Genomic DNA, 15,214 nt, shown 5'->3' on the forward strand with positions numbered 1-15,214 from the left:
ACACGAGAAAAAGTGTTTTTGCTTTTTCGAGGACGCCCGATCACTTAGCCCTTTCCTTACGATCAGTGGGCAGAACTGCCTCACTGGTTGATGTTTCACGACCGTGCAGTATTCAAACGATTCATTGCGCGATTGAGTGCTGATTCCGCCCGCTGGAAGTCAATGTCATCCTGTTTGGACTGGAGGCGGCTCTCGGCACGTTGTTTTGCTTCCTCAGCCCGCTGCACATCTATCTCTGCAGGCTTCTCAGCAGATTGGGCCAGAATGGTTACATTATCCGGGCGTACCTCCAAAAATCCACCACTAACAGCTAGGTTTTTGGTATCATTTTCGAGCTTTAACCGTACTGAGCTGATTGTCAGTGGCGCGACCATCGGAATATGTCCCGGCAATATACCAAGCTCACCATTTTCTGCTTTACAGCTGACCATATCAAAACTGTCTTCCAATACTGGACCATCAGGAGTAACAACACTCACAGTCAGTGTTTTCAATGGAACCCCTCCTTGAGACAGGCTAATAGCTGGATGAAACATAGAGACTGTTCAAAGAGTTCAGCAAAAATGACCCTTCGAACTTTTGACGTGCAGGGCGTGCCCGTGCCGCGTTGAAGAATGTCGCATGAGAACTCAACTTGCTGGCATACAGGCCGTGCTAAAGCAGGCGTCCCTTGTGGTTGCCCGGGGATCGCCCGGCCTGTCCTTTTTATCCCGCTGGTTGAACATGCAACAGAGCTGTCTGACGTGGCTTTCATCCAGTATTATGTCTGCGTTATTATTCCATGCCTTTTGCTTTTTCCACGACTTCTTCAATGCGGCCAACCAGACGGAATGCATCTTCCGGCAGATCATCATACTTGCCGTCAAGAATTTCCCGGAATCCACTAACTGTTTCATTGATTGGTACATATGAGCCAGGCTGTCCGGTAAACTGCTCAGCAACGTGGAAGTTTTGGGATAGGAAAAATTGAATCCGGCGTGCGCGGGAAACCGTTAATTTATCCTCATCTGACAGTTCATCCATACCAAGGATTGCGATAATATCCTGCAATTCTTTATATTTCTGAAGTGTTTGCTGAACTTCACGTGCCACTTCATAATGATCTTCACCAACGACTTCCGGGTCAAGCGCACGTGACGTAGATGCCAGCGGATCCACGGCTGGATAAATACCTTGCTCGGACAAACTTCGGTCAAGGTTGGTCGTTGCATCCAAGTGTGCAAACGTTGTGGCCGGTGCCGGGTCTGTATAGTCGTCGGCAGGCACATAAATAGCCTGAATCGATGTAACCGACCCTTTATCCGTTGTCGTAATTCGTTCTTGTAATTGTCCCATTTCCGTTGCCAGTGTTGGCTGGTAACCAACTGCTGATGGCATCCGGCCCAGCAGTGCGGAAACTTCCATGCCTGCCTGAGTAAAACGGAAAATGTTATCGATAAATAACAGCACGTCTTGTCCTTCTTCATCACGGAAGAATTCAGCCATCGTCAAACCTGTCAAGGCCACACGCATACGAGCACCAGGTGGTTCGTTCATCTGACCGAATACCATGGCTGTTTTGGTAATAACCCCTGAATCCTTCATTTCATAGTACAAATCGTTTCCTTCACGTGTCCGCTCACCGACGCCGGCGAATACGGAAATACCACCATGTTCCTGGGCAACGTTGTTAATCAATTCCTGGATTAAGACGGTTTTACCAACACCAGCACCACCAAATAGACCAATTTTACCACCTTTGGTATATGGTGCTAATAAGTCAACAACCTTGATGCCTGTTTCCAGAATTTCAGTATCTGTCGTCAGACTTTCAAATTTAGGTGGTTCCCGATGGATTGGATCACGTCGTGTGTCTGCCGGTACCGGATCATCAAGGTCAATATGATGTCCAAGAACATTGAAGACACGGCCAAGTGTGGCATCACCAACCGGAACGGAAATCGGACCGCCTGTATCTTCAATGGTCATATTCCGTTTCAGACCGTCTGTTGAGTCCATCGCAATTGTACGAACTGCATTATCCCCAAGATGAAGCGCGACTTCAAGTGTCAGGTCAGTGTCGATATCATCTTCGCCAGGGCGGACAACTAATGCGTTATTGATATCAGGGAGCTGGCCTTCATCAAATTTAACGTCGACAACAGGTCCCATGATTTGTGTAATATGTCCTTTGCTCAATTGTTTCCCTCCTATCCTACTATCGAACGCCTCGAAAGAACTATTCCAGTGCAGCTACACCGCCGATGATTTCAGTAATTTCCTGTGTGATTGCTGCCTGGCGGGCACGGTTATACGATAATGTTAAGTCATCAATCAGCTCATTGGCATTATCGGTCGCACTGCGCATTGCGGTCATCCGTGCGGCGTGCTCACTCGCTTTGCCATCCAGCAAGGCGCCATAAATTAAACTTTCGGCATATTGCGGCAATAATACTTTAAGAATCTGCTCCTGATCCGGTTCATACTCATACTGGCTGCTGCCGGTATTTGCTGTTTCCACCATATTGGTTAACGGCAATAGCTGTTTTGCCGTCACAACTTGCGAAATAGCACTTTTATAATGATTATAATAGATCGTCAGTTCATCAATCTCTTCATCAACAAACATTTGAACCGTTTCAGATGCGAGTTCTTTTATATCATTGAAATCAGGCTGATCCGCCATTCCAAGAATACTTTTAGAAACGGGCATACCACGTTTTTGGAAAAACTCATAACCGACACGCCCAACAACAATGACTGTATACTCGTCGGTTGACTGATGGTTTTTTTGAATGGCTTCATACGTTTTTTTCAGAATGCCGCTGTTATAAGCACCTGCCAAGCCACGATCAGATGTGATCACAAAATAGCCGGTCTTTTTAACATCACGTTTCTCAAGCATCGGATGAGCGGCATCCATATTACTATTCGCGATATTGGCGACGACTTCCTGTATTTTTTCGCTATAAGGAACAAAAGATTTGGCGTTTTCCTCGGCTTTACTCATTTTTGAAGCCGACACCATTTCCATCGCCTTTGTGATTTGTTTTGTCTTGGTAGTCGAATCAATCCGTTTTTGTATATCTCTAAGTGATGCCAAGCATTTCACCACCCTTCCTTTACAGAGGTTGGAGGTTAGAAGTCAGAGGTCGGTATGAAGCCGTATCCTCCCGTCCAAACTCGTTTAAACGCATCCTACTGATCACTTGGTAAAAATGTTTTTTTGAAAGCTTCAATGGCTTTATTCATGTCGTCCGCTTCAGCCAGTTTTCCGGTTTCACGAATGGTTGAAAGCAATTCTTTTCCATTTTCATCAAGCCACGTATGGAGTTCTGATTCAAACCGGGTGATATCTTCCACCGGAACATCATCAAGGAACCCTTTTGTCAGAGCATAAATAATCATGACCTGTTTTTCAACAGCAAGCGGTTCATGCAAGCCTTGTTTCAAAATTTCTACTGTCCGTGCACCACGGTCAAGTTTTGCCTTGGTCGATTTATCCAAATCTGAACCGAACTGTGCGAATGATTCCAGTTCACGGAACGATGCCAGGTCAAGCCTTAATGTACCGGCAACCTTCTTCATCGCTTTCAGCTGGGCTGAACCTCCGACACGTGATACGGATAAACCTGCATTAATGGCGGGACGTACGCCTGAGAAAAACAAATCAGACTGCAGGAAGATTTGTCCGTCCGTGATGGAAATGACGTTGGTCGGGATATACGCACCGATATCGCCTGCCTGCGTTTCAACAAACGGCAGTGCTGTCAGTGAACCGCCGCCTTTCGCATCACTCAATTTAGCCGCACGTTCCAGCAAACGTGAGTGGACATAGAAAACGTCCCCAGGGAATGCTTCACGACCTGGTGGGCGACGAAGCAGCAAGGAAAGTTCACGGTATGCTGCTGCCTGCTTAGTTAAATCATCATAAACAACAAGTACGTGTTTTCCGTTATGCATGAACTCTTCACCCATGGAAACACCTGCATATGGTGCCATATACAGAAGTGGTGCAGGTTCTGATGCACCAGCGGAAACAACGATTGTATTATCCAGTGCACCATGGCGGCGGAACGTTTCAACGGTGCCTCTTACCGTTGATTCCTTCTGTCCGATGGCAACATAAATACAAATCATATCCTCATCTTTTTGATTCAGAATCGTGTCAACCGCGACGGTCGTCTTACCGGTCTGACGGTCACCAATGATCAATTCACGCTGTCCCCGTCCGATCGGGACAAGAGCGTCAATTGCCTTAATACCTGTTTGTAATGGCTCGTTAACTTCTTGACGATCCATAATCGACGGTGCAGGTGATTCAATCGGACGGTTTTTCGTTGTTTCAACCGAGCCTTTGCCATCAATCGGCTGTCCCAATGGATTGACAACACGTCCAAGCAGTTCCTCCCCTACAGGTACTTGCATAACCCTGCCTGTCCGGCGAACCTCATCACCTTCATTAATATCCGTGAATGGGCCTAAAATGACAATACCGACGTTACCTTCTTCAAGGTTCTGGGCCATACCCATGACACCATTGGAAAACTCAAGAAGCTCACCGGCCATGGCATCATCAAGTCCATGTGCACGTGCAATACCGTCACCGACTTCTATGACGGTGCCGACATCGTTGACTTCAATATCAGAGTCAAAATTCTCGATTTGCTGTTTGATCAGTGAACTGATTTCTTCAGCCTTAATGCTCATACCATTTCACCCCAGTCTTCATTAGTCTGCCGTAACAATATTCCGTTCAATCCGTTTTAATTTACCGCTTATGGTGCCATCATAAATCGTGTTGCCCAGCCTCAATTTCAGGCCGCCGATAATTGATGGATCCACAATGGTGTCAAGCTTAATGGCCTGTTTATTAAAACGTTTCGCAAACGTGATTTCAAGCTGTTCTTTTTCACCTTCTGACAATTGCCGGACGGTGTATACTTTCGCTTCTGCAATGCCTTTAGCATCATTGACCATCCGACCAAAATGATCGATAATAGCGGGCATACTTCCAATGCGATGCCGCTCCGTCAAGATTTTCACTGTGTTCAGAACATTTTCTGAGAACCCTTGAAACACATCATTTACAAACTGTCTTTTCTTATCATGATTAACGCGCGGATGTTCCAGGAACGCCACAAGCTTTTCGTTTTCATCAAAAATCGTTTTCAGGACACGCAATTCTTCAGCCAATTGTTCCAATGTTCCGTTTTCATTTCCAATCTGAAAAAGAGCTTCGGCATAGCGGCTGGCGACTACTTCACTCATTGCTCTCTCCTGCCTCTTTAATGTATTGATTAATCAGCTCTTCCTGATCCTGTGCACTGATTTCTTTTTCAATCACCTTGCCGGCAATGAGAACAGATAATGAAGCTACTTTGTCCTGAAGTGTCTGGATCGCTTTTTCTTTTTCATTTTCGATTTCTTCCTGCGCCGATTCTTTAATGCGGGATGCCTCAAGACGTGCAGATTCAATGATATCTTTTTCCTGTTTCGTACCGGCGCTTTTGGCATCTTCAATCATTTGCTGTGCTTCCTGTTTGGTCTGTTTCAATTGTTCGGCTGCTTCCGCCTGCGCTTTTTCAGCTTCGGCACGGCTTTTTTCGGCTGCTTCAATTTCACCTGATACATATTCTTCACGTTTTTGCATGGTGTTGATTAATGGACCCCATGCAAATTTACGAACCAATAGGATTAGGACAATAAAGAAGAACAGCTGCGTCACCATATCGCCAACCTGAAGGCCGCCGATTGCAGCGTTAATCGTTAACCCTGTAAATGCCTGCACAGAATTCACTCCTTTCACTATACGTATCGGTCTTTCATTGTTTAGGCTGGCAGTACAAACAACGGCGAAGGTTCTTTGTGAAGAAAAACTCCGCCATCATCCGGTTTTTTCCATTCAGTTACATGACGATCAGAGCAATAACGACTGCGATGATCGGCATCGCCTCTACCAGACCGACACCAATGAACATGGTTGTCTGAAGCTGACCTCTTAATTCAGGTTGACGTGCAATCCCTTCAACCGTACGACTAACGATCAGACCGTTACCTACACCGGCACCTAATGCCGCCAAACCTACTGCTATTGCTGCTGCTAATGCTCCTGACATAATATAAATCCTCCTCAAAATGATTAGATTAATTTTTTAGTAATTCCAGTCTCGGCAATCAATTGCCAAAACGGGTTACTTAACAATTTTTATAAAGCCTAATGATCGCTTGATACTTTGTGCGAGATATAAACCAGTGACAACATGGTAAAGATAAATGCCTGAATGGTCCCGATAAACAGACTGAATCCTTGCCATGCCAACATCGGAATGGCTCCTCCAAAGAATCCTAAGACCGTTGTCGATGTCAGACCGGCCAGCAGTCCGAGCAGAACTTCGCCGGCATAAATATTCCCAAACAAACGAAGGCCCAATGTCAACGTGTTTGAAAATTCCTCAATGATTTTAATTGGGAAAAACAATGGAAACGGACGCAGATAGTCTTTCCCATATTCTTTTGCCCCGCGTGTCTTAATGCCGTAATAATGGCTCAACACAATAACCATTGCTGCCAGCGTCAATGTAATCCCGGCATCCGACGTTGGCGATTTCCACCACAGTTCATGACCGAACACACCCAGTGTGGCAACACCAAGAAGATTGCTCACTAAAATATAGGTGATGAGTGTCAATGCAAATGGGAGAAAGATTTTGCCGGTTTTCCAATCCATTGTGTCACTGATCATGCCTTTAATAAAATCAACAACCCACTCCATGAAGTTCTGTGTTCCTGTCGGCTTCATTTGCAGTTTTCTGGCACCCAGGACACTAAGGATAAATACAATGAGTGAAGCAATCGCTATCATCATGACATTGGATAAATTAAAATCAAGCCAGGATATCCCGAATACATCATGTGCGATTGGTGCTTCATGATCCATTTCTTTTCACCCCTCTTCCAAACATTATTCTTCAGATTCAGACATAAAAAAATCGATCACAATGACCAGATAGGATGTCATTAATCCAACGATAACAAAAATCATGTCGAAATACGCATCATAGCGAAGTGCAATGAAAACAGCCAAAACGGCTGCTGCCATCCTTGAAAGCGTCCCGATACCTGTTGCCCGCTTATTGGTCTCCACCGATTCCGCAAGCGCACTAACTTTACGCTGCAGCAGCCATAAGTTGTAAAAACTTGCGGCACCGCCTAACAGAAGCCCGAGAAAAATACGCGGGTATGGCGTGAAACCTGCTCCCAGCACAAATAGAGCGAGGAGATACAGCATCCATTTACGCTGCCTGTTAACCGTCATTCCGGAATACGACATGATTTGACTCTTCTCCCAATAAAATCGTGCATGATAAATCCCCTCTGTATGCGCTCTCTTAGCTGGACCTGAGCCTTCGTAACAGAAGTGAAGTAAATCACAGTGCATGCGGAACAAACATCCTATTATTATGTAAGGAATGGGCTGTCCTATAGACAGGCAGACACTAAAAATCCTTACTATTCCACACTAAGCTAGTTTACATTAGCCACATCCCGTTGTCAATTAGTATCTCAGTCAAATGACCTGCCATCTCCTGCCATTATCGCACCGCTTGGGGGCACGTTTTTTCACCTGTTATGGTCTCTCTCAACTCTTATTATATAGGAAGATAAAGCGCCTTTTCTATGAACATTATGTGAACAATTTTTTGTCAAAATTTAGTTGCGTGTTTCTGACCCCGGTATGTGAATAATGGTCTGATAACCAGCCATTTCCTCATTAGCTAGTTTGACATTGATGACAGCCAGGTACTGACCGGGTTTACCTAGATCTGATTGTTCAAGGCGGCCTTCATTTAAGCCGACCTGAACATCATCCGTCTCCAACAGTGTCCGCTCGTACATCAGTGTATCTGGGTTATACAGCATGACATCGATATGCTCCGCCTGATCTGTCAAATAAAGCTGATACCCATACATATCATTAGAGAAAGGCTTTAACGAAAAGTCGAATCCCATCGCTTTCGGGTAGTCTGCTGTCTTATTAACAAAAAGATATGGCAGATGGTATTGAGTGTCATCCTGGTTCAAGGTCAACCAGCCCTGATGAACGCCTTCGTCAACTTGTGTGCTGTTAATGGACAACCCGATCGGCAGCTGTTTGGTCTCCCCTTTGTCCAGCGTAAAGCTTAGAGGCACGTGCCAGGTCAGTCCTTTCTGTTTTGCCGGAACCGAAAAGTTATAGGTCTGCTGCTGATTGGACTGATTTTCAATGGTGATTTGACGTGTTTTGGTTTCATTATGGCCGTCAGCTTTGCCAAATGACAAGAGCGGTTTGTTGATAATGGTAGTGGCGCCCGCGGCTTTTTCCGGCCGAATTTCCCCCATCCCCTGGATAATGGGAGAAAAGGGCTCCCCCTGTTCATTCCTGACGCGTTTCGCCGTTGTCTTTAACGCGCCCGCCAATTGTTCTATCGACCAGTCCGGGTGCGCCTCCATCAGCAGTGCCATTGCCCCGGTGACATGCGGGGCTGCCATACTTGTTCCCTGCAGTTCCTGATAACCACCGGGGACCGTGCTTAAAATATTGGTGCCTGGCGCACTAACTTCCGGTTTTAAGTCCCAGTTCACGGTAACCGGCCCGCGCGAACTGAAGTCGGCAATGGTTTCTTTCGTTTTTTCATATTGCGTTTTCATGTAGGTCGTTTGGCTTTCCGTGTTTTGAACGAGCCATTGGCCGTCCTGTTTCGAAATGGACGCGACAGGAATTTTAATGTCGGCATCAGCCGTGTCAATCATCCCCTGAAAATGACCCGGTTCGTTGTTATAAACGACAGCAGCGATCGCACCAGCAGCTTGCGCTTGTTTTGCCAGCTTAGAAAAAGGAGTCTCACCACGTGCCATCACTGCGATTTTCCCGCGAACATTTTCGCCGTTAAAAACAGCCGCTTCATAGCTTTTCCTCAGGTCCCACGCTTCCGATCCATCCATCACTGCCAGCGGAATTTTCTTGTTGCTCAGTGATTCAAACAAATAAGGAACCGTCTGTGGACTTGACGCAGCACCAACGGACAGTGCATTGGCAGCAGTGGCCGGGGAGCCGATCGTCCAATTTTCCGGACCATTATTGCCATTGGCGGTCACGACAGGCACACCAAGCTCCCCCGCCCTGTTCACAGCAACACTTGTCGGAAAATCCGGCCCGTTAACCGTATTTCCCAGCGAAAGATTGATGATATCTGCTCCGTCATCGACTGCCTGCTCCAATGCGGCAATTACCTGGATCGAACTCCCCATCCCGCCGGGTCCAAGTGCACGGTAGGAATGAATCGAGGCATCGGGCGCCACACCTTTTAGCTTGCCATCCGCTGCAATGATGCCTGCCACATGCGTCCCATGTTGTGTCGGCATGCCTTCTTCGGCCGTTGTTTCCATCGGATCATCATCCAAATCCACCAGATCATAGCCACCTGCATAATTACCGGCAAGATCAGGATGCTCATAGTCAATACCAGTATCGATAACCGCAACCTGAACTCCTTTTCCCGTGTAGGAGGTATCATTCAGTGCCGCCGGAATAACACTGTTCCCGTTTTGATTGAGTGCCTCTGCTTGTGTTTCATACGTGGTGACCGGGTGAACAGCTTTAATGAACGCCAGTGATTCTATTTTTTCAAATTGTTCCGGCTCTGCTTTCAATGCCAGGCCGTTGAATAATGTGTCATATGTATGAACCACTTCGATGGAAGGGTGATAGGTATTGAGATAGGACTTGTGCTCCTCAGGGTTGCCGTCCACTTCAATGATAACAGATTCCTCATCCGGCTGACTGCTTTGGGAAAAGACGGACGGGGGTGCAAGCAAAAACGGAATGAGAAATATAAGGATGATGAGCAAACGGCGCATTAGAAGGTCTCCTTTGGCGTAATGATATACCGATAGCATTTGAAACGTATGGGAAAAACATACATGTCGGGCGTGGGTGTTTTGAGTCTGCCGTTGGTGATTGGGGCTTTACCGTTGATGGGCGCGCTTTTACCTTCGATGTCTCGCGATCTACCGTTGATGCTTGCGCTTTTACCTTCGATACCTCGCACTCTACCGTTGATGCTAACGCTTCTACCTTCGATACCTCGCGTTCCACCGTTGATGCTCACGCTTTTACCTTCGATACCCCGCGATCTACCGTTGATGCTTGCGCTTTTACCTTCGATACCTCGCGAACTACCGTTGATGCTTGCGCTTTTACCTTCGATGCCCCGCGCTCTACCGTTGATGCTTGCGCTTTTACCTTCGATGTCTCGCGATCTACCGTTGATGCTCTTACTTCTACCGTCGATATCTCGCGCTTTATCGTTGATGCTCGTGCTCCTACCTTCGATACCTCGCGTTCCACCGTTGATGCTCACGCTTCTACCTTCGATACCTCGCACTCTACCGTTGATGCTTGCACTTTTACCTTCGATGTCTCGCGATCTACCGTTGATGCTCTCACTTCTACCTTCGATACCTCGCGCTTTACCGTTGATGCTCGTGCTCCTACCTTCGATGCACCCTGCTCCACCGTTGATGTTATACCGATCGTGGCAAAAAATCATCGTTGCCAAATCATACAGAAAGGATCCGGCCTCGCCGGATCCTTTTTTTCCTATTTATTAAAATATGCCACAATCGCATCGGCAATTTTGCCTGATGCCTGGCCGTCGCCATATGGGTTGGAGGCTTTTGCCATTTTGTCATGGGCAGCTTCATCGCTTACTAACTGATCAGCAAGGTTAAAAATCGCTTCCTCATCAGTACCGGCCAGTTTCAGTGTTCCAGCCTGAATGCCTTCCGGGCGCTCGGTCGTATCCCTCAGGACAAGCACCGGGACGCCCAATGATGGCGCTTCTTCCTGCACGCCGCCCGAATCTGTCATTATTAAATGGGCCTTCGCGGCGAAATTATGAAAGTCAACGACACCGAGTGGTTCAATTAGCTTTATGCGATCGTCATCACCCAAAATGCTGTTCGCTGTCTGCTGAACAACCGGATTCAGATGGACCGGGTAAATAACTTGGATATCGCTGTGCGCATCAACAAGCCGCTTAATAGCGCGAAACATCTGCTCCATATTGCGACCCAGGTTTTCCCGGCGATGAGCGGTCACAAGCACCAGCCGGCGATGCCCAATTTCATTTAGTATCGGACTGGAATAATCAGCATCAACTGTTGTTTTCAGTGCATCAATCGCCGTATTACCAGTAACCATAATACGGTCAGCAGGTTTGTTCTCATCCAAAAGGTTCTGCTTTGAGTTGTCTGTGGGTGCAAAATGTAAATCAGCCATGACGCCTGTCAACTGCCGATTCATTTCTTCCGGATAAGGGGAATATTTGTCCCATGTACGCAGCCCTGCCTCAACATGACCAACCGCAATCTGGTTATAGTAAGCGGCTAGTGATGCCGCGAACGTTGTCGTTGTGTCACCGTGCACAAGCACCATGTCTGGCTCTGTCTCTTTCATAACACCATCCAGACCAACAAGCGCGCTTGTGGTAATTTGCGCAAGTGATTGATTCTGTTTCATAATGTTCAAGTCAAAATCCGGGGTGATACTGAAAATGTCCAACACCTGATCAAGCATTTCACGATGTTGGGCGGTCACCGTTACAATCGGATCAAAAGTTTCAGGTCGTTTTTTCAACTCTAGGACGAGCGGCGCCATTTTGACCGCTTCAGGCCTTGTCCCGAAAATCGTCATGACTTTAATTCGTTCACGCATCGTTTATTCACTCCACGATTATTTTGTCCCGTACAAACGGTCGCCGGCATCACCAAGTCCTGGAATGATATAACCGTGATCATTTAATTTTTCATCAAGCGCACCAAGGAAAATATCAACATCAGGGTGCGCGTTTTGAATTACTTCAACGCCTTCCGGGGCTGCGACAAGACACATCAGACGAATTTGCTTGGCGCCGCGTTTTTTCAGAGAATGAATCGCGTCATTGGCTGAACCGCCTGTTGCCAGCATCGGATCAATCACAATCAGTTCACGGTCCGCTATATCGGATGGCAATTTAATGTAGTATTCATGCGGTTGCAACGTTTCCGGATCCCGGTACAACCCGACATGACCGACACGGGCTGCCGGAATCAGTTTCAGCATACCATCAACCATGCCAAGCCCTGCACGAAGAATCGGAATCAGACCAATTTTTTTGCCGGCAAGAACCTTGGTTTGTGCCTCCATGACCGGTGTTTCAATTGTTTTTTCCTGCAGTGGCAGGTTGCGTGTAATTTCAAACGCCATCAGCATTGCAACCTCATCAACCAGCTCGCGGAATTCCTTTGTCCCCGTTTGTTTATCACGTATGTACGTCAGTTTGTGTTGAATTAATGGATGATCCAGCACGTGTACTTTTCCCATTTTTACTGAACACTCCCTATCATTAGTGGCATCTTAAAAATTGTACTGAAAAATGAACGAGCTTGCAAGTAGGCTGGAGTTAATTAAAGGAGCCGGAACCTAGCATTGAAAGAACTTTGCGCTTGTCTGAGCCGGATTATGCTCCTTTGTATAATGATGCCTCGCCTGCACGATTTCGCCCGGCTCTCGCTCAAGTTAACGCCGCTCCTGCTCGAGTCCATACCGCTCTCGCTCGAGTTAACGCCGCTCCTGCTCGAGTCCATACCGCTCTCGCTCGAGTTAACGCCGCTCCTGCTCGAGTCCATACCGCTCTCGCTCGAGTTGACGCACCTCCCACTCGAGTCCATACCGTTCCCGTCCGCTCGATGATGCAGACCTTTCCTCCCCCCCTGAAAAAAGGACGCTCCCTGAAGGAACATCCCTAAACTTATGCATATAATGGAAATTTGCTGGTTAATCCTTTAACACGCTCTTCCGCCTCAAGCAGCACGTTTTCATCTTCATGTTTTTTCAAAACCAAGGCGATGATTGAAGCGATTTCCTTCATTTCTGCTTCTTTAAAACCGCGTGTGGTCACGGCTGCTGTTCCCATGCGGACACCGCTTGTAACAAACGGGCTTTCCGTATCAAATGGAATCGTATTTTTATTGGCGGTAAGTCCAACATCATCAAGGGCTTTTTCAGCCACTTTTCCAGTAAGGTTTAGCGGTGTCACGTCAAGCAGCAGTAGATGATTATCCGTTCCACCTGATACAATACGGATCCCTTCATTTGTCAATGCGTCGCTTAATGCCTTGGCGTTTTGGATAATTTGCTTGGAGTAGGCCTTGAAATCATCGGTTAATGCTTCTTTAAAAGAAACGGCTTTGGCAGCGATGATATGCATCAGCGGTCCGCCCTGCATGCCCGGGAAAACATTTTTATCGATTTTTTTCGCATAGTCTTCTTTGCATAAAATCATGCCGCCACGTGGCCCTCTTAATGTTTTATGGGTGGTGGTCGTCACGAAATCGGCATAATCAACCGGATTCTGATGGAGTCCGGATGCAACAAGCCCCGCAATGTGCGCCATGTCCACCAGCAGATAAGCGCCTACTTCATCGGCGATTCCCCGGAATTTGGCAAAATCAATTTCGCGGGAATATGCACTGGCGCCGGCAATAATTAGTTTCGGTTGGACTTCTTTGGCTCGTTCGAGAACGGCATCATAATCAAGCTGCTCGGTCTCCTGATCGACACCGTAATCCACAACATGGAACAATTTGCCGCTGAAGTTAACCGGGCTGCCGTGTGTCAAATGACCGCCATGGTTCAGATTCATACCGAGAATGGTGTCACCCGGGTCCAACACGGAAAAATACACCGCCATATTTGCCTGTGCGCCGGAATGCGGCTGAACGTTGGCATGATCTGCACCGAACAGTTGCGTTGCCCGGTCGCGTGCCAGGTTTTCCACAACATCCACATGCTCACAACCACCATAATAGCGTTTACCCGGATAGCCTTCCGCGTATTTGTTCGTCAGTACCGAGCCCATTGCTTCCATGACTGCCTCGGATACGAAATTTTCAGATGCAATCAGTTCAATCTTTTCCTGCTGGCGCGTTTTTTCTGCCTGCATTGCTTCGTACACTTCATAATCTGTTTGCTTGACATGGTCCATATGTCATACCTCCTTGGTTTATGATGTGAATGCTTCCCTGCTCAACTGGATTTATGTGGCAGCAGCCAAAGTTCTCCACCAACCTTGTGCAGTCAGCGACCCGGCTAATCGGCATCGATACCGGCAGCTTCCTGATCATAGACAGCACGTTTTCCACCGATCAATTTCGGACGGGTGCGTGCAGCAGTGACCCGTGCATTGCCGATCATTCGCTGTGCAAATCGCAGTGGCACGGCAACCGGTTTCAAATGCATGCCGATCATGGTGTCGCCAATATCAATGCCACTGTCCGCATTGATGGCTTCAACAACAACAGGTTCTTTCATATGTTTATAGGCAAATGATGCCATCGATCCGCCTGCACGGGGCACTGGGATCACCGAAACTTCTTCAAGCCGTTGCCGTTTCATCGTTTCTTTTTCCACAACAAGTGCACGATTCAGATGTTCGCAGCATTGAAAAGCGATGGCAATGCCAGTTTTTGATTGTAACGCCTGCAATACTGCAAACAGAGCAGCAGCGATTTCCTCACTGCCGGACGTACCAATCCGCTCTCCTATAACTTCACTGGTTGAACAGCCGACAACGAACAAGTCATCTGCATGCAAATAGCCGCTTGCCTGCCAGTCACTGGATAAGGCTTCCACATCCTGCCTGACTTGCTGTTTAAGATCCATCACCGATCACCTGCTGCTTGCTTCGGCTGATTGGTTTCGTAAGCTGTCACTTTTTCGATGCGGTTTGCATGCCGGCCGCCGTCAAATTCGGTTTCCAGCCATGTTTGGGTGATCTCGCGGGCAAGCCCGGGACCGATGACCCGTTCACCCATTGCCAATACATTGGAATCGTTGTGCCGGCGGGTCAGTCTGGCGCTGTAGACATCACTGACCAGCGCACAGCGGATGCCGTTCACCTTGTTTGCTGAAATTGACATGCCAATGCCTGTTCCGCAAATAAATATACCACGGTCAAACTCCCCGCTGGCAACACGCTCGGCTGCTGGCAGAGCGTAATCGGGGTAATCGACCGAATATTCACAGGAACAACCCGTATCCTCGTATTCAATAGCCAGTTCGTCAAGCAGTTTTTTTACCTCGTTTCGAATGCCATTGCCTGCGTGATCCCCTGTTATCATCACTTTCATCATGCGCCACCTCCTGATCAAA

16 protein-coding genes are annotated in these 15,214 nt (G+C 47.4%); all 16 read right to left on the reverse strand.

Going from position 1 to position 15,214, the window contains the following annotated elements; genetic code table 11:
• Positions 1-95 precede the first annotated feature (95 nt).
• Positions 96-494: a F0F1 ATP synthase subunit epsilon gene (locus tag E4U82_RS13400; protein WP_135110680.1), complete on the reverse strand. Its 399-nt coding sequence runs from the start codon at positions 492-494 to the stop codon at positions 96-98.
• Positions 495-774: 280 nt separating this feature from the next.
• Complete coding sequence (gene atpD / locus E4U82_RS13405; RefSeq protein WP_135110681.1) at positions 775-2,178, reverse strand: F0F1 ATP synthase subunit beta; 1,404 nt, start codon at positions 2,176-2,178, stop codon at positions 775-777.
• Positions 2,179-2,218: 40 nt separating this feature from the next.
• A complete protein-coding gene (atpG, locus tag E4U82_RS13410; protein ID WP_135110682.1) occupies positions 2,219-3,082 on the reverse strand; it encodes an ATP synthase F1 subunit gamma in 864 nt (287 codons plus the stop codon).
• 95 nt (positions 3,083-3,177) lie between these two features.
• Complete coding sequence (atpA, locus tag E4U82_RS13415) at positions 3,178-4,689, reverse strand: F0F1 ATP synthase subunit alpha (RefSeq protein WP_135110683.1); 1,512 nt, start codon at positions 4,687-4,689, stop codon at positions 3,178-3,180.
• A 21-nt stretch (positions 4,690-4,710) separates the two neighbouring features.
• Complete coding sequence (locus tag E4U82_RS13420) at positions 4,711-5,250, reverse strand: F0F1 ATP synthase subunit delta (protein ID WP_135110684.1); 540 nt, start codon at positions 5,248-5,250, stop codon at positions 4,711-4,713.
• A complete protein-coding gene (atpF, locus tag E4U82_RS13425; protein ID WP_135110685.1) occupies positions 5,243-5,770 on the reverse strand; it encodes a F0F1 ATP synthase subunit B in 528 nt (175 codons plus the stop codon). Before atpF ends, E4U82_RS13420 begins: the two co-directional genes overlap by 8 nt.
• 118 nt (positions 5,771-5,888) lie before the next feature.
• Entirely contained in the window at positions 5,889-6,098 is a 210-nt protein-coding gene (gene atpE / locus E4U82_RS13430) for a F0F1 ATP synthase subunit C (protein ID WP_135110686.1), read from the reverse strand.
• Positions 6,099-6,196: 98 nt separating this feature from the next.
• Complete coding sequence (atpB, locus tag E4U82_RS13435) at positions 6,197-6,919, reverse strand: F0F1 ATP synthase subunit A (RefSeq protein ID WP_135110687.1); 723 nt, start codon at positions 6,917-6,919, stop codon at positions 6,197-6,199.
• Between the two features lie 24 nt (positions 6,920-6,943).
• A complete protein-coding gene (locus E4U82_RS13440; RefSeq protein WP_135110688.1) occupies positions 6,944-7,312 on the reverse strand; it encodes an ATP synthase subunit I in 369 nt (122 codons plus the stop codon).
• A gap of 380 nt (positions 7,313-7,692) precedes the next feature.
• Entirely contained in the window at positions 7,693-9,879 is a 2,187-nt protein-coding gene (locus E4U82_RS13445) for a S8 family serine peptidase (RefSeq protein WP_135110689.1), read from the reverse strand.
• Positions 9,879-10,382, reverse strand: coding sequence for a hypothetical protein (locus tag E4U82_RS13450; RefSeq protein ID WP_135110690.1), 504 nt, complete (start codon positions 10,380-10,382; stop codon positions 9,879-9,881). Before E4U82_RS13450 ends, E4U82_RS13445 begins: the two co-directional genes overlap by 1 nt.
• A 239-nt stretch (positions 10,383-10,621) precedes the next feature.
• A complete protein-coding gene (gene wecB, locus E4U82_RS13460; protein WP_135110691.1) occupies positions 10,622-11,737 on the reverse strand; it encodes a non-hydrolyzing UDP-N-acetylglucosamine 2-epimerase in 1,116 nt (371 codons plus the stop codon).
• Positions 11,738-11,755: 18 nt separating this feature from the next.
• Complete coding sequence (upp, locus tag E4U82_RS13465) at positions 11,756-12,385, reverse strand: uracil phosphoribosyltransferase (RefSeq protein ID WP_135110692.1); 630 nt, start codon at positions 12,383-12,385, stop codon at positions 11,756-11,758.
• 427 nt (positions 12,386-12,812) lie between these two features.
• Positions 12,813-14,048 carry a serine hydroxymethyltransferase gene (locus E4U82_RS13475; RefSeq protein WP_135110693.1) on the reverse strand — a complete coding sequence of 412 codons (1,236 nt, stop codon included), beginning with the start codon at positions 14,046-14,048 and terminating at the stop codon, positions 12,813-12,815.
• 104 nt (positions 14,049-14,152) lie between these two features.
• The gene (locus tag E4U82_RS13480; RefSeq protein WP_135110694.1) at positions 14,153-14,725 is read right to left on the reverse strand and encodes a TIGR01440 family protein; all 573 of its coding nucleotides are present in this window, start codon (positions 14,723-14,725) and stop codon (positions 14,153-14,155) included.
• Complete coding sequence (gene rpiB, locus E4U82_RS13485) at positions 14,725-15,192, reverse strand: ribose 5-phosphate isomerase B (protein ID WP_135110697.1); 468 nt, start codon at positions 15,190-15,192, stop codon at positions 14,725-14,727. Before rpiB ends, E4U82_RS13480 begins: the two co-directional genes overlap by 1 nt.
• Positions 15,193-15,214: the final 22 nt, after the last annotated feature.

It is taken from the genome of Lentibacillus salicampi (assembly GCF_004565465.1).
Classification (GTDB): Bacteria; Bacillota; Bacilli; order Bacillales; family Amphibacillaceae; genus Lentibacillus; species Lentibacillus salicampi.

Excerpts from the sequence above, each read along its gene's own strand:
- atpA (WP_135110683.1), bottom strand. The coding sequence starts at position 4,689 with ATGAGCATTAAGGCTGAAGAAATCAGTTCACTGATCAAACAGCAAATC.
- E4U82_RS13420 (WP_135110684.1), bottom strand. The coding sequence starts at position 5,250 with ATGAGTGAAGTAGTCGCCAGCCGCTATGCCGAAGCTCTTTTTCAGATT.
- atpE (WP_135110686.1), bottom strand. The coding sequence starts at position 6,098 with ATGTCAGGAGCATTAGCAGCAGCAATAGCAGTAGGTTTGGCGGCATTA.
- atpB (WP_135110687.1), bottom strand. The coding sequence starts at position 6,919 with ATGGATCATGAAGCACCAATCGCACATGATGTATTCGGGATATCCTGG.
- E4U82_RS13440 (WP_135110688.1), bottom strand. The coding sequence starts at position 7,312 with ATGTCGTATTCCGGAATGACGGTTAACAGGCAGCGTAAATGGATGCTG.
- E4U82_RS13445 (WP_135110689.1), bottom strand. The coding sequence starts at position 9,879 with ATGCGCCGTTTGCTCATCATCCTTATATTTCTCATTCCGTTTTTGCTT.
- wecB (WP_135110691.1), bottom strand. The coding sequence starts at position 11,737 with ATGCGTGAACGAATTAAAGTCATGACGATTTTCGGGACAAGGCCTGAA.
- upp (WP_135110692.1), bottom strand. The coding sequence starts at position 12,385 with ATGGGAAAAGTACACGTGCTGGATCATCCATTAATTCAACACAAACTG.
- E4U82_RS13475 (WP_135110693.1), bottom strand. The coding sequence starts at position 14,048 with ATGGACCATGTCAAGCAAACAGATTATGAAGTGTACGAAGCAATGCAG.
- E4U82_RS13480 (WP_135110694.1), bottom strand. The coding sequence starts at position 14,725 with ATGGATCTTAAACAGCAAGTCAGGCAGGATGTGGAAGCCTTATCCAGT.
- rpiB (WP_135110697.1), bottom strand. The coding sequence starts at position 15,192 with ATGAAAGTGATGATAACAGGGGATCACGCAGGCAATGGCATTCGAAAC.